Raw genomic sequence first — 16255 nt, 5'->3', positions numbered from 1 at the left:
GCGGATATACGAAAAATCCGCGTGTCGCGCAGGACTTAGAAACGTCGCAAATCGATTGTCATCGGTAGCTCGTCACTGATTTCCACGTTGGGTATAGGAAGTTTCCCCGGCGTGTGTCCGACGCGGAAGAATCGCGCCATGCGCCGGCTCTCCGCTTCGTTGGCATTGACCGGCAACGTCTCGTAATTACGCCCGCCCGGATGGGCGACGTGGTACTGACATCCACCCAGCGAACGGCCCATCCAGGTGTCGAGCAAATCGAATACCAGCGGTGCGTGCACGGGAATCGTCGGTTGCAGGCAGTTGGCCGGTTGCCACGCACGGTAACGCACACCCGCGACGAACTCGCCCACGCGCCCGGTCGGGTGCAACGGCACCGCGATGCCATTACAGGTCAGCAAATAACGCTGCGGCGGCAGCCCTTTGAGCTTGACCTGCAGACGCTCCAGAGATGAGTCGACGTAACGCACCGTGCCGCCTGCCGCGCCCTCCTCGCCCAGCACGTGCCAAGGCTCCAGCGCCTGACGCAGTTCCAGTTCGATGCCATTGACGGCGTAATCGCCGACTTTTGGAAAACGAAATTCCAGATGCGCGGCAAACCATTCCGCGCGCAGCGGATAACCGGCGTTGTTGAGTTCGACGATGACGTCAGCGAAATCCTGCTCGATAAAGTGCGGCAACAGGAAGCGATCGTGCAGTTCAGTGCCCCAGCGCGCCAGTTTCGGCGGCGCATAAGGTTCGCGCCAGAAACGTGCGACCAGCGCCCGCAGCAATAACTGCTGGGCCAGACTCATCCGCGCATGGGGCGGCATTTCAAAGGCGCGCAATTCCAGCAAGCCGAGACGCCCGGTGGCGCCGTCCGGCGAGTACAGTTTGTCGATGCAGAACTCGGCACGGTGCGTATTGCCAGTGACGTCGATCAGCAGGTTGCGCAGCAGTCGATCAACCAGCCATGGCGCGCATTCCTCGCCCGGTTCGGGCATCTGTGCGAAAGCGATTTCCAGTTCGTACAGCGCGTCATTGCGCGCCTCGTCGACACGCGGCGCCTGCGACGTCGGGCCGATGAACAGTCCGGAGAACAGATACGACAACGATGGATGGTTATGCCAGTAGCTGATCAGGCTGCGCAGCAGATCGGGGCGACGCAGAAACGGTGAATCCGCCGGCGTCGCACCACCGAGCACGAAATGGTTGCCGCCGCCGGTGCCGGTGTGACGGCCATCGATCATGAATTTCTCGGTGGTCAGCCGAGTCTGCCGCGCCTCTTCGTAAAGAAACTCAGTGCGCTCGACCAACTCGTCCCACGTCGCCGACGGCTGCACGTTGACCTCGATCACGCCCGGGTCCGGGGTGATGCGGAAGTTGCTCAGGCGCGGATCGCTCGGCGGCTCGTAGCCTTCCAGCAACACCGGGCAATGCAGCTCTTCGGCGGTGGCTTCGATGGCGGCCACCAGCTCCAGATAATCCTCGACCCGCTCCAGCGGCGGCATGAACAAGTACAAACGCCCCTCGCGAGCCTCCGCGCAGAATGCCGTGCGGGTCAGCCAGTCAGCGGATTCGTCGATTTTCGGCACACGTTCGTCAGCTGTCGACGGTTCGCCGTGACGGTTTAGCTGCGCGGCATCCGGCAGCTCAGGGAAGTCCTGATTCGGGTCCTGGGGATGGATAAACGGATACTCGGCGGCTTTTACCCAAGGCTGCGAACCCAGTGGCAAGCGATAACCCAGCGGCGAATCCCCCGGGACCAATCGGCAATGTTCGTCACGCAGATACCAGCGCCCGCTCTGCCACTGATCGCCCTTGGCGGTGCGCGCCAGCGGCAGCACCTGACCAATGACTTTGTTCAGGCCCTGACTGAACACCTTGCGCAGGCGTGCGCGCTCGAGCGGCTCCTCCAGACGCGAATCTTCGGCGCTGACGTTGCCAGGCAACGTGCCCTCACGCCAGAGGTAGTAGAAATTGTCTTCGTAGGCCGGAAACACAAAACGCGTAGGCAACTTCAATCGCTCGGCGACACTGGCGAGGAAGCGCCCGGCCAATTCGCCATTGGCGCCGTAATCCTGCTGCTCGTCAGCGATCAAGGCATCGTTGTGCCAGATCGGCACGCCGTCGCGACGCCAATAGCAGTTGAGCGACCAGCGCGGCAGTTGCTCGCCGGGATACCACTTGCCCTGACCAAAATGCACCAGGCCTTTCGGCGCGTAATGTTTACGCATGCGCTGGAACAGTTCGGCAGAGAGCCGGCGCTTGTCCGCACCCAACGCGGCGGTGTTCCACTCGGCACCATCCGGGTCATCGATGGAAACGAAGGTCGGTTCGCCGCCCATGGTCAGGCGTACGTCATCCGCCAGCAGGTCGGCATCGATCTGTCGGCCCAGCGCCTGAATCGCCAGCCATTGCTCATCGGTGTAAGGCTTGGTGACGCGCGGCGCCTCCCAGATCCGTTCCACTGACATTTCATGGCTGAACTCACACTCACACGGCTCGACCAAGCCACTGATCGGTGCCGCCGAGGACGGATCGGGACTGCAGGCCAACGGGATATGCCCTTCACCGGCAAACAGCCCGGAGGTCGCATCCAGGCCGATCCAGCCAGCGCCCGGCAAATACACCTCGCACCAGGCGTGCAGGTCGGTGAAATCGACGTCAGTGCCGGACGGGCCGTCGAGGCTTTTCACGTCGGCGGTCAGTTGAATCAGATACCCGGAGACAAATCGCGCGGCCAATCCAAGGTTGCGCAGCAGTTGCACCAGCAGCCACGCCGAATCCCGGCAGGAACCCGAGGCGTGTTCGAGGGTGTGTTCCGGCGTCTGCACGCCCGGTTCCATGCGGATCAGGTAACCGATGTCTTCGCTCAAGCGCTGGTTGAGCGCCACCAGAAAATCCACCGCCGGCAGCGGCGTGCGGTCGATGGCGTCCAGATAGGCTTTGAATTTGGGGGTCAGCGGCAGGGTTTCGAGGTATGGCGCCAGCTCCTTGCGCTCATCGGCGGCGTAGGCGAAGGGGATTTTCTCGGCGTAGGGCTCGAGGAAGAAGTCGAACGGGTTGAACACCGCCATCTCGGCGAGCAGATCGACTTCGATACGTAATTCGTCGGTTTTCTCGGGAAACACCAATCGGGCGAGGTAGTTGCCCTGCGGATCCTGCTGCCAGTTGATGAAGTGCTGCTCGGGCGATACTTTCAGCGCATACGACAGAATCCGCGTGCGGCTGTGGGCGGCCGGGCGCAGGCGAACGATCTGCGGGCCGAGTTCGACAGCGCGGTCGTAGCGGTAATGCGTGACGTGATGCAATGCGACATGAATCGACACGGCGTGCCTCCTGCGAGCCTAAGCGTATTCGAAAGCGCGCAAGACTTATGCCATGCACAGGCTTGGGCGCTTTTCCGGAATGCTTAGGGCAGTACAGCACCAAAATCGGGCGATGCGGGGAAATGGTTTGGGCTGATTGCACGTAAATGTTGCGAAGAGCCCCTCACCCTAGCCCTCTCCCAGAGGGAGAGGGGACTGACCGCGTTGGATGTTGGAGATACGCCGACTTGAAAATCTTGAGTCGAACTCAGATTTTGAAAAGCATGAAGATCTGCTCCCTTCCCCCTCGCCCCCCATGGGGGAGAGGGCTGGGGTGAGGGGGATGGATTTTGCGGACAACCCAATATCCAGCCCCAGAAATGCAGAACGCCAACCCGAAGGTTGGCGTTCTGTTCAGCTCAAGCGATGTTTAGCGCGGTACCACCGGCTTACGGGTCGGCTTCGGCCCTTTGCCTTTCGCAGCGTCTTTACGTTCCTTGGCCGCCTGCTGGTTGCGGGCAAACGCCGCGGCCTTGGCCTGTTCACGCTTGTCCCAAGGATTACCACCATCACTGGCACGCGGCGGCAGACCGGTGTGCTGAGTGAGGATCCTGGTGGTCTTCTCTTTGCCTTCCTTCGCCACTTTATGGCTGCCAGCCGGCGTCGAGTTCTTGCGGCGGGCGCTCTGGTAGCTGTCGGTAGCCGGCTGGTGCGTCGGGATCAACTGATCCTTGCCCGAACCGATCAAGTCGCCACGGCCCATGCGGATCAGCGCTTCACGCAGCATCGGCCAGCCTTTCGGGTCGTGATAACGCAAGAACGCCTTGTGCAGACGACGCTGCTCTTCGCTCTTGACGATGGTCACGCCGTCGCTCTTGTAGGTGACTTTACGCAGCGGGTTCTTGCCCGAGTGGTACATCGCCGTGGCGGTGGCCATTGGCGACGGGTAGAACGCCTGCACCTGGTCGGCGCGGAAGCCATTGCCCTTGAGCCACAAGGCCAGGTTCATCATGTCTTCGTCGGTAGTGCCCGGGTGGGCGGCGATGAAGTACGGAATCAGGTACTGCTCTTTGCCGGCTTCCTTGGTGTACTTCTCGAACATGCGCTTGAACTTGTCATAGCTGCCAATGCCCGGTTTCATCATCTGGTTGAGCGGACCTTCCTCGGTGTGTTCCGGGGCGATCTTCAGGTAACCACCAACGTGGTGGGTCACCAGCTCTTTGACGTACTCCGGCGACTCGACCGCGAGGTCGTAACGCAGGCCGGAGGCGATCAGGATCTTTTTCACACCCGGCAACGCACGGGCGCTGCGGTACAACTGAATCAGCGACGAGTGGTCGGTGTTCAGGTTCGGGCAGATACCCGGGAACACGCAGGATGGCTTGCGGCACGCCGATTCGATTTCCGGCGTTTTGCAGGCGATGCGGTACATGTTCGCGGTCGGGCCGCCGAGGTCGGAGATGACACCGGTGAAACCCGGCACCTTGTCGCGGATCTCTTCGATTTCGCGAATGATCGACTCTTCGGAACGGTTCTGGATGATCCGGCCTTCATGCTCGGTGATCGAGCAGAAGGTGCAGCCACCGAAGCAGCCACGCATGATGTTTACCGAGAAACGGATCATGTCGTAGGCCGGGATCTTCTCCTTGCCGTACGCCGGGTGCGGAACACGGGCGTAAGGCATGCCGAACACGTAGTCCATTTCTTCAGTAGTCATCGGAATCGGCGGCGGGTTGAACCAGACGTCGACTTCGCCATGCTTCTGCACCAGCGCGCGGGCGTTGCCCGGGTTGGTTTCCAGGTGCAGCACGCGGTTGGCGTGAGCGTACAGAACGGCGTCGCCACGGACCTTTTCAACCGATGGCAGACGAATCACGGTCTTGTCACGGGTCATGCGCGGGCTGGCCAGAATCTGTACGACCTTGGCTTCCTGCGGATCCTCGACCGGGCCTTTTTCCTGCTCGATGGCGCAGGCCTGAGTGTCCTGGGTATTCACGTACGGGTTGATGATCTTGTCGACCTTGCCCGGACGATCGATACGCGTCGAATCGACTTCGTACCAGTCTTTCGGCGTATCGCGACGAATGAACGCGGTGCCGCGCACGTCGGTGATGTCTTCGATCTTGTGGCCATAGGACAGACGCTGGGCGACTTCGACAATTGCGCGTTCGGCGTTGCCGTACAGCAGAATGTCGGCGCTGGCGTCGATCAGGATCGAGTTACGCACGCGATCCTGCCAGTAATCGTAGTGGGCGATGCGGCGCAGGGACGCTTCGATGCCGCCAAGGACGATCGGCACGTGCTTGTAGGCTTCTTTACAGCGCTGACTGTAAACCAGGCTCGCGCGGTCCGGACGCTTGCCGGCCATGCCGCCAGGCGTGTAAGCGTCGTCGGAACGGATTTTCTTGTCCGCGGTGTAGCGGTTGATCATCGAGTCCATGTTGCCCGCCGCAACCCCGAAGAACAGGTTCGGCTCGCCGAGCTTCATGAAGTCGTCTTTGGACTGCCAGTTCGGCTGGGCAATGATCCCGACGCGGAAGCCCTGAGACTCCAGCAGCCGGCCGATGATCGCCATGCCGAACGATGGGTGATCGACGTAGGCATCACCAGTAACAATGATGATGTCGCACGAATCCCAGCCAAGCTGATCCATCTCCTCCCTGCTCATCGGCAGGAATGGCGCTGGCCCGAAACATTCGGCCCAATATTTTGGATAGTCAAATAACGGCTTGGCTGCTTGCATGTCGACGACCGGTGTTGAAGTGAAAAATCGCGGGCGCGGAATATAGCACAAATTTTGACCAATTCCGACGGCAATGGTCGGTTTCTCTCACAGTCTGCGTCCTGCGCGTCCGACAACCCGTAACAGGCAAAAAATCAAACTCGAACCTAATATTCATCAGCCCAGCGCCAGCGCCGGCTGATGTGACACCCCTTCAAGGATGAAGAAATGTCACCTAAATCGCCCATCAGAGGCATCGCTACTGTCGATGTCCATCCACGGCCGGGCGCTCCGCTTATCGGGCGTGTGCCGCATCAGACTGATCCATCAGGCGCATTGCCCGCACGCGCAGTGCAGACGCCCGGCAGAACCGCGACGAGCGCTGACCTGGACGCAATCACTGCGGCACCACCGATTATAATCAGACAGTCAACATCCACCGCGCCCACGCACCCGGTGGCTCAGGAACAATCACTTGAGCACTACCGGGTCGGTGCGCATGCCTCACTGCCAGATCCCGATGTGGAAGGTTTCAGAATCTTCAAGGGACGCCGCTACGTCGATGTGTCGGACGGTGGAATCGTCCAGGTCGTGCAGGCTGCGCAAACCGGGTTTTACCAGGCAAGACTGCCGAGCGAGCGGCACGCTTCCGGGCCAATGCTCGTGCGCGATCCCGACAGCCGTCTCTGGCATGCGGTGAAAATATTCGAACCCATCACCTTCCCCTTGTCCGCAACTCGCCTGCAAGCCTTCGCAACCCATCTGGATTTCCGCGGTGCAGATCCTGGCCATGACGGGCTGCACCGGCACAACGGCAAACTGTATGTGGTGATGGGGGAGCACGCCTATCAGGTACTGCATGATCTTGACGCCTCCGTGCCGTCGAGGGCAGTGATGCGCATCATCCGCGCCGAAGATCCGGTGGCCACTGATCCCGCCAACCTTTACATCGGCACCCGCCCGGGACGCTCGGAGCCGATTGTCTTTGATCGGCATCACGGCTGGCTGGGAACGCTGGTGGGCGGTGCGGGGGGCATGCGTCGAAGTGCAAAGCCAACAGAAGCTGCACGCGTGGCCGACCTGGTATTCGAGCTGCAGGCACTGGATCTGGAGTTCGACCAGGCGATGACCAAGGGCGAACAGTTACAAAACCGTTGGCGGGCGCTGAAAGGCACCGATCGCGAGCGCAACGTACTGGAGCAACTCGAAGAGCACCATCAACGGGAGCTGTCGATACTCGAAAAAACCCTCAACGTGCATACCGAACAAAGGGAGCGGATCGTCGTGATCAGAGGCGGCACGGCCTACCGCAACAAAGTCATCATGCTACAAAAAGGCCGATTGCTGACGCTCAACCAACTGATGATCGCCAATGATTCGCGCCAACTCCTCGACGGGCCGCTCTTCGGTGGTCCGGTTTCAGACCACCCCAAGATCGCAGCCCACCTGTCGAGCAAGCTGGTGATGCTCAGACAGCGTCAGGCGATTGCCGATGAACTACTGAACACGTGGCGCTTGTCGCAAAGCGAGTTGTCTGGTGCCGCGTTCGAGCCGATGGATCTGCACGATACGGTGGCCTTCTGGATTTACGCCAAAAGCCGGATGTTCGTCGACACCGCGGCTGTAGTCGACGTCAACAACGCCCACGCCCGCTACCTCGGGTTCTGTTTTGGCGAGGTCACGTTTGCCTTCCGCGCGTTCGACAGCATCCCTGAGCAAGCGCGCATTGCATTGCTCAGCGATCTACTGGATCAGACGTCGGCAATCAGGGTCTCGTACGAAAACCTGCAACTGCCGAGCGGCGCGCACCATAACCGCTCACGAGAAGAAATCGTCGAGGCCATCCGCACCTTCGAGGGTACGCTGGAAGAGCACTTGAACCGCTTCCACCATGAGCAGGAAAAGACATCGACGTTGCCGCCCCATGAGCAACCGATTGATTTCGACTTTATCCCTGCGCAAAGCAGGAATCAGCCAAGCGCCACACCGCGCAAGATGTTTCGCAGCAAACACCACGGTGTCTACAAGATTCGCGTCGGTCGGCCACGCCGTACCGACGCTGGCGAAGAGCTGATTGATGTGATCAACCCGCATGATCCGGCAGAGGTATTGCAAACCTACGAGCGCCGGGAAGGTGAATGGCGCCGCCAGATTGCCCGGCAAGAAAGAAATCTGACGACATTGACCACCCAGGCCGAGCAACTTCTGGAAAAAACCGATCTTCACTTGAACACGGCCTGGCGCGATGAGCGCGCGAAACGCAACGCCACCAGCATCGTCGAGTTCCTCACCGACCGGGCCGACGACCTCACCGAAGTCACTCGACAAATCGAACAGGCCCCGAATCCCGGCGCCGTGGATACGGCCACATTGCGCCAGCGTCTGGAACACGACAGCCAGCGCCTGCTCAATGAAAGCGAAGAGATTCGCGTGCGCCTCTATAAGGATCCGGCCTATCTGAGCATTGATCGAGTGGCCTACCTGATCAGCCACGGACATCTCAGCGCTACCAGAACTCACAACCGGATACAGCTGGGTAAAGGCAACAAAAAGGACTACCTCGACGTTTACACCCTGAACGACAGGCAAACCGGCACGACGCTGTGGCACGCCCATTTTCACTACGCAGAGAAAGACAGCCCTGCGCTGAACTTCAATCCCAAGGGCGGCCACCTGAAGACCTTGCAGCAGAGCAGGCTCGGCACGTCATCCCAACGCCGCGATGAACAGGCCGGTCGAGCACATGTGCGGATCTGGCGTGAAGACATCGACCTGTCGACAGCGCAGCAAATATTCCAGTTGGCTTCATAAAACGGTCTCTTCCTGAACCAGGGCTGAGGGACTTATTTCAAGGATGAAAAACATGGCTCCAAAAAAAACCGTCAAGAGCACGGCTAATGTCGATAGCTCTTCTCGACCGAATGCATCACTGCACGGTGATACGGTGCAAACGCCACATGCGACACTGCAATCATCGTTTTCTCTCGGCGCCCCGACGCGACCGCTCTCCCCCCACGGCATTGCCGACCTCGACGCGATCAGACCGTCAGCCGTCGTCATTGCGCACTCGACATCAGTCGAAACCGCCACACCAGGGCCTCAACCGCTGGAGCATTACTGGCGCGCGGTACCTGACCGTATGCCGCAGGCCAATCTTCAAGGTTTGAGGATGTACAAGGAGCGCGAATATGTCGATGTGATGTACGACGGCATCGTTATGGTCGGTGTGGATCCGCAAACCGGCCTCTATCGCGCCCAACTCGCCGCCGAACGGGTTGCATCAGGGCCGCTATTGCTGCGCGACGCCAACAGCGGTCTCTGGCATTCGCTCAATGACGGTGACGCCGTTTCCTTGTTCGATACTCACCTGCAGACGCTTCGCACGAATCTGGACTTCACAGGCGTCAGCGCCGACGGCGAAGGATTATTTCGCCACGAAGGCCGGCTATACCTGACCATCGACAATCATGTTTATCAGGTCATGCACGACGTGAGTGCCTCCACCGCGACGCAAAAAGCGTGGCGCATCGTCAACCCGAAAGACCCCGTGGCAATCGATATCGCAAATATCTACCGGGCCAGCCGCAGCGGAAAAACCCGGGCGGTCAGGCGCGATGAGGTCAATAGCTGGGTCTATCATTTGCCAAACCCGAAGAAAGGCACCACTGACGCAGAGATGGCTCGGCTAAGCACGGACACTTTGATGCTGATGTACAAGCCTTTTCAGAAGGCCCACACGGAGTTGCAAAATTCGTCTGACCGTCATAACGACCTGTGGGCCGAGGCCAAAGAGTTGCCTGAGGGCAGTGCGCAGAGAAACGCAAAACTGCTCAACGTCGAAGTGAATCTGCTCAAACACGTTCACAAGCAAGCGGACTTCGTGGAGTCGCTTCTTCTCAACAAGAACTGGCTGATCCACACGAAAGCAAGCGGGCTGTTCAAGCAGGAACTGCACACCTTCCGGATCGAACGTGCGGAGTTTCTGAACCGACTCATGGCGGCCATGGACTTGCGGGTCAAGCCTACCGTCTCAAGACTCGACGCCGACAGTTGCAAGAAGATCATCCCCCACCTGAACAAGAAACTGCGGTTTATCGAGGAGCGGGAAGTGGTCATGGCTGAAATCAAAAAAGCTGATCCCGGAGCAGCCCCGACACTCGAAGAAATCAGGCAGCAAGTGCCATCGGCCGAGCGCATCAACTTCAACAAGCTGACGCTCTTCGTTCACTTGTTTGCCGGCACGCCCGACCATGCACCCAACACAACCATGCCTTCTCTTGCGTCCATCGACTTGATCACTGGCGATTTGAAAAACGTTCCGCAGCGCGATCACCCGATGGCGTTGTTGTTAACCCTTGATCAGATAAGGACAGACAAGTCCCGCTTTGAGATGCAACTGGCTGCCTCCGATGCTTCCAGGAGTGAGTACATAAGGGAAATCCTCAGCCTGATCGGTCCATTCGAGAAGCGCATCGAAAACAGGCTGAGCGAAATTCTTGATTCGTTTGATCGCAACACTGCGCTGCCAAGCGTCAACCACGATATCGATTTCGATTTTCTTCCACCGCAGCCCGACCCTTCCGAAAATGCTCGCCCCGTACCGCCGAGGAAAGTTTTCCGTGTCCGTCACCATGGCACTTACAGAGTACTGGTCGGGGACATGGAAACGACTCAGGACGGCAACGTCATCGTCAAGGTACCCGATCCACTGCGGCCTGACTCTCCCTCCGCGCGCTACGAAAAAAGACAAGGAGAATGGTTGCCCGTTCGCTCGCCCATTACCCGAACACCCAAGCCAAAACTTATCGCAGAGGCAAGACAGTTGCTGGCTGAAGTCGAACAACACGTTGCCAAGGCCAAGGTGGATGAGGCAAAAAAAACCAGTCCGAGCGAGATCCTCGACGACCTGGATAACGCGACAGACAGCCTGAACGAGCAGGCAAGACGCCTGGAAAGTCTCGAAGACGCCACCGACGACGCCGAAATCCTCGACCTGTCCACACGCCTGCGAACCGCAGTGGACTCACTTGCCGCGCAAGGCCAAAGCGTTCTGGTGCGTATGTACAAGAACAGGGATGTGCTCGACATCATGCGCCTCAACTTTCTGATGGATGCCGACGAACTCAACGTGAGCAAGACTGTTGATCGCAAGCAGCTGGGCAAAGGCCAGAGCAAGTCGTTTCTGGACGTTTACTCGATCAGCGATCGTGCCGATGACACGCCGTTGTGGGAAGCCCACTTCCACTACGACAGGCAGGACGCCTTGCCGCTGAATTTCACGACAAGAGGTGGTCATCTCAAAACGATTGAGCAGAGCAGGCGCGGCATCGAATCTCAACGCCGCGATGAACAGGCGGGCTTACCGCACGTGGCCATCTGGCGCCAGACCTTCGATGGCAAGACAGCGACAAAAATATTTGCACTGGCCAGCACGGCTGCCGTGCTCCCCAGGCCCGAATGAAGGGCATTGGGACTAAACGCTAAATCAGGCAATGACGCCGACCCTGCCATCAGCTCCTGTGTATGCGAGCTGATGCGCAAACTCTACAAGGATAGAAAGAAATGCCCGTTAAATCATCTGCCAAAGGCGGCAGTTCCGGTACCAGCCATGTTCGTCAGAACTCTGTGCCAGACGTGGATACCCCGCGCCTCGACCTGCCTCTGCGCACGGATTCAGAGATCTCAATACCAGGCGGGCACTCGCCGCGCCCGGGCAGATTGCCGGCGCAAGCCGACATCGATGCGATCGCGCCGGCACCGACCATCACGGTTCATCGACCCGTGTTGTCGATTGACACACCGCGTTCCGTGAGTCATTCGCTGGAGCATTACTGGGTACCATCCGCCACCGGTTTGTCGGATCGCAACGCTGACGGTTTAAGAACATACAAGAGCCGCCAATACGCCGAAGTGCCCGGCGGCATCGTGCTGATCGGCAAGGATCCGGAAACAGGACTGTATCGAGCAAAACTGCCCAGCGAGTCCTTGCCCTCGGGACCTGTGCTGCTGCGCGACTCCAGCTCAGGGGTCTGGCATGAGCTGGACCAGTTCGAACCGATCGGTGTGCCACTGTCGGCTACCCGACTGGAGGCGTTCCGTACGCAGCTGGATTTCAGCGGCATGCAAAGCGGCAACGATGGACTTCACCGTTTCAACGGCAAGCTCTATGCGGTGATCGACAACCACAGTTATCAGGTACTGCACGACATCGATGCCTCGACCCCATCCACAGCGGTGATGCGGATCGTCCGCGCGCAGGATCCGGTTGCCGGCGATAGCACCAATACCTACATCGCAACGCGTCCGGGAAGATCGGAACCGATTATTTTCGATACCCACGAAGGCTGGCTGGGGACTGAGGTCGGTGGTGCCGGGGGGATGTTCCGTAGTGAGTCAGGCAGCCCCGCTCACCCAAACCTGCTGCAACGTTTGACGACGGCGATCAATCGTCTGCGCACACCAGAATCCCGCGCGGGGAGACTGTTTCCGGACCTCAGGAAAGAGGAAATCACTCAGCTTTTGCGCTCACAGGGGGATGACGTCCGCAACTATCTGGACCAACGAGAAGCCAAGTACAAGTCGCTCAAGGCTGACCTTGCTGCCTGGATCAAGAAGACGTCCTCAGAATCGCCCACCGAACCTGTACATCCCTCTGTGGAGCGTGCCGTCGAAGAAATAAAACGCTGCTGGAAACGGCAGACCGGAACATCGCTAAAACTGGATCTGGGGGATGCGATCCTTGCGCCCCTGACGGCTGATTTCAGCCATGTACGCACGCTGGAGCTGACCGCGGTCGCCTGGTCGGACACTGCCGACACCTTCCTTGGCAGTTTCCCCAACCTCGAAAAACTGGCGGTGACCCACTCCAACCTGGCCAAGCTGCCGCCGGGTATCGCACAAATGCCCGCTCTCAAGGCTCTGGATCTGAACACCAATCGCATTGAGCTAAGCGAGCGAACGGCGTTAACAACGGGCACGCTCAACCAGCTCGAACACCTCGACCTGGCGGGTAATCCCCTTGGAAGAACGCCGGATTTCAGCGGCATGTCGCAACTGCGCTCATTGAACCTGAACAACACCCGGCTGGAGCAATGGCCCAACGGTTTACGCGAGCAGGTGTCGCTGGAAGTGGTCGACTTGCGTAACAACCAACTGCGCGAAATTCCGCAGACGATCCTCAACCCGCCAAGCGATCAACTCCTGGCCGTCGCACGCATCAACGCGGTTACGCTGATAGAAGGCAACCCCTTCCCTAACGGCTATTGGCGCTCGCTCGAAGTCTATTGGCGGCGTGTAGTGGCCGACTATCCGGCGATGCGCACTGGCTCGCACGCGGACGCGTTCAGACTCGATGGCGACATCCCTGAAGTCGCAATGGTGCGCCGCATGTACCCGGACAAGGACCCGCAAGCCGCCAGGGAGTATCTGATTGGCCTGGGTGATGATGCCGAGAATCAGATAGCCCGACGCATTGCCGGTTTCGATTTACTCGAAACGCAACTGCAAGCCTACATAGCCGACAGTCAACTCGGGCCGGCCAACATAATCGGACCGGAAAGAATCAACGCCACCCGCTTGGCAAGAATCATCAAAGGCTGCTGGCTCGGCGAGTCGGAAGGCGCACTGAAACTGCCACCATTGTATGGACCACTGCCCTTGCTGACCGTGGATTTCAGTCACGTCAAATCACTCACTCTCGACTCGGTTATCTGGTCCGACACCGCCAATACGCTCCTGTCCAACTGCCCAAACCTGGAAAGCCTGACCATCGTCCAGTCCGGCCTTGAAAAATTGCCGAACAAAATCGCCGAGATGGACAAACTCAGCCATCTGAACCTGAGTTCGAATCTGATAAAACTGGATGAGCAAAGCGCTTTGGCGCTGAGCGGATTACACCAGTTGAAACAGATCGATCTATCCAACAATCAGTTGCGTACAGTGCCCGACTTCAGCGCCATGTCCGGGTTACAGGTCCTGAACCTGAAAAACACGGGTATCGGCCAGTGGCCTGCCGGGCTGCTGGACAAAGCCGGCCTGACCAGCCTGGATCTGCGCGACAATCGCATGAGCGAGGTCCCCCAGGCGAACCTCAACCCGACACCCGAGACACTTTCAGTCGTCGCGCGGATCAACAATGTCACGCGCCTTGAGGGTAACGACTTTCCCTCCGCTTACTGGAGAAAATTCGACATCTACTGGCGACGCCTGAAAGAGTCTCACCCGGCATTGATGGAACCAGCCAATCCCGCCGTATTCGATAGCGAGAATTCGAGGGCGCAGCGCTATCGAAACCTGTACCCGGCCAAGAGCATCAAAGAGTGCAGGGAGTTCATCTGGAATCACGACAGCGGCACCGTCGCCCCGCGCTTGCTCGCGCTGGAGCAAGAGTTCGAACTGCTGAAAACCCAGCTCGACGATTGGGTCTTTTCCGGAGGCGGCAATCGGCTCCGTTATGTGCGTGCCAATCAGCTGCAAATCAACGCCACCACCCGCAATGACCGCACCTCAGCGCGGGATCGGATCATCAGTTGCTGGCGGCGCGAAACGGCGCAGAAGCACGCCTTCGATGGCACGCCAATCGGTCTGGAACTGGACTTGAGCGGCCTGACGCTGCCGACCCTGCCGGACCTGAGCATCGACTTCAGCCATGTCGGCTCACTCCGGTTGAGCGGCATGAACCTGACGGCTTCTCCGGAAGGTTTCCTCACTCGTTTTCGTCATGTGCGCTGGCTGGACATGTCGAACAACCGGCTCAGAGACTTGCCTCCGGCCGTGGGCGAAATGCACGGGATGACACGCTTGTTCTTGCAGCACAACCAACTTGAACTCAACGCAGAAACGGCACGGATACTGGCTGGGCGCACAACGCTCAGAGCGCTCTGGATTGACAACAACCCGCAACTCGGCGTGATACCGGACTTCAGCCAGATCACCGACATGCGCGAGGTCAATCTGGCGAACACCGGTATCAGCCAATGGCCGACCGGCCTGTTTGATCAACCTCTGCTGACCGGGATCGATCTGAGCAACAACCGGATCACGACGATTCCTGACTTTGTTGCTGCACCGACGCCGGAGCGTCTGGCGCATTCGGTCCAGGTCAACAGTGGCACTCTGGTGAGCAACAATCCTTTGTCGGACGCCACGCCACAGCAGTTGCTCGCCTACCGTGAACGACTGACCGCAGCCGGGACACCTCTGAACCGAACACTCAATCTGCTCACAACCTCTGTCGCCGTCGCACGTCGCCCCATAGCCAGAAACATCATGGAACCTGGCCTGCAATGGACCGCGGGATTGACCGTCGATGAAGTCTCCATCAGAAAAGCTCAATGGCGCACATTGCGTGAACAGGAAGGCTCGGACGGTTTCTTCAACATCCTCGCTAGCCGCGTCCACCATGCCGATTTCCGGCGCCAGGCCTGGGACGTGATTGATGTCATCACCGAAGACAATCCGCAGTCGCGCACCTTGCGCAGGGAACTGTTCGATCGTGCGTGCGAAGCCGGCTGCACTGACCTCGCAGCAGCGACCTTCACCGACCTGCAAGTGCTGGCCATGACTCACAAGGCTCGCGTGCAGGCCAGACAAGATAAGAATGGCGAGCCATTGGTTGAGTTGTCCAAAGGCTTGTTCCGGCTGAAGCAGGTTGACGAGTTTGCTGCGGCAGAGATCGCATCGAGCCGGGCAATCATCGACGATCCGGCCACATCCCGGGAGCTGCGAAACAGCCAAAGTCTGCGCATACGCGATCCCCATGAAATGACCATGGCTTACCGCTTTGGCCTCAAGGATCGGCTGCAATTGCCGTTTCAACCGCAGTCACTCACCTTCATCGGTATGGCCGGGGTTACTCCGGCCATGCTGGAGGTGGCTTATCGAAAAGTCGTTGCGTTGAATGGTTCGCCCGAAGAGTTTCAGGCGTTGGTATCGATGGATTTCTGGCAGGACTTCATCATCCACAAATACCAGGCGCAATTCGATGCGGGCCGACAGCCGTTTCAGGATCGGCAAGAGATTCTGGACAGCCAGTCAGCGCAGCGCCTGCTGAGCGAGGCTCAATACAATTCACAAACCGATGATGTGACCGCGCAACTGGCGATTGTCGAAGCAACATTGATCCAGACGCTGACGCGGCAGGAACTGCAGCCTCGAACAACCATCGAGGCGCCTTCTGCCAACGTCATGCTTGCCGATGAAACTCCGGGACCGAGCGACGCAACGGTGTAATAGAAGCATGACA

At 58.9% G+C, this 16255-nt stretch carries 5 protein-coding genes; 3 read left to right on the top strand and 2 right to left on the bottom strand.

The window, feature by feature from the left end; translation table 11 throughout:
* Window positions 1-35 precede the first annotated feature (35 nt).
* Both ACRRSD_RS18145 and ACRRSD_RS18140 read right to left on the bottom strand, forming a co-directional pair.
* Window positions 36-3311 (bottom strand): DUF2126 domain-containing protein, encoded by a 3276-nt coding sequence (locus ACRRSD_RS18145; RefSeq protein WP_435034522.1) that lies wholly within the window; start codon window positions 3309-3311, stop codon window positions 36-38.
* A gap of 409 nt (window positions 3312-3720) precedes the next feature.
* Window positions 3721-6033 (bottom strand): YgiQ family radical SAM protein, encoded by a 2313-nt coding sequence (locus tag ACRRSD_RS18140; RefSeq protein WP_435034521.1) that lies wholly within the window; start codon window positions 6031-6033, stop codon window positions 3721-3723.
* Between the two features lie 207 nt (window positions 6034-6240).
* Here ACRRSD_RS18140 and ACRRSD_RS18135 point away from each other — a divergent pair, with 207 nt between their 5' ends.
* From ACRRSD_RS18135 to ACRRSD_RS18125, 3 genes are all read left to right on the top strand, one after another.
* Window positions 6241-8823, top strand: coding sequence for a hypothetical protein (locus ACRRSD_RS18135; RefSeq protein ID WP_435034520.1), 2583 nt, complete (start codon window positions 6241-6243; stop codon window positions 8821-8823).
* Window positions 8824-8875: 52 nt separating this feature from the next.
* Complete coding sequence (locus ACRRSD_RS18130) at window positions 8876-11473, top strand: hypothetical protein (protein ID WP_435034519.1); 2598 nt, start codon at window positions 8876-8878, stop codon at window positions 11471-11473.
* A gap of 101 nt (window positions 11474-11574) precedes the next feature.
* On the top strand, window positions 11575-16242 hold the full coding sequence (locus tag ACRRSD_RS18125) for an NEL-type E3 ubiquitin ligase domain-containing protein (RefSeq protein WP_435034518.1): 4668 nt from the start codon (window positions 11575-11577) through the stop codon (window positions 16240-16242).
* Window positions 16243-16255: the final 13 nt, after the last annotated feature.

The organism is Pseudomonas neuropathica (assembly GCF_051174785.1).
GTDB classification, from domain to species: domain Bacteria; phylum Pseudomonadota; class Gammaproteobacteria; order Pseudomonadales; family Pseudomonadaceae; genus Aquipseudomonas; species Aquipseudomonas neuropathica_A.
The sequence above is the reverse complement of the archived record's forward strand: the minus strand, read 5'-3'. Positions and strand labels throughout refer to the sequence as shown.

Excerpts from the sequence above, each read along its gene's own strand:
- ACRRSD_RS18140 (WP_435034521.1), bottom strand. The coding sequence starts at position 6,033 with ATGCAAGCAGCCAAGCCGTTATTTGACTATCCAAAATATTGGGCCGAA.
- ACRRSD_RS18135 (WP_435034520.1), top strand. The coding sequence starts at position 6,241 with ATGTCACCTAAATCGCCCATCAGAGGCATCGCTACTGTCGATGTCCAT.
- ACRRSD_RS18130 (WP_435034519.1), top strand. The coding sequence starts at position 8,876 with ATGGCTCCAAAAAAAACCGTCAAGAGCACGGCTAATGTCGATAGCTCT.
- ACRRSD_RS18125 (WP_435034518.1), top strand. The coding sequence starts at position 11,575 with ATGCCCGTTAAATCATCTGCCAAAGGCGGCAGTTCCGGTACCAGCCAT.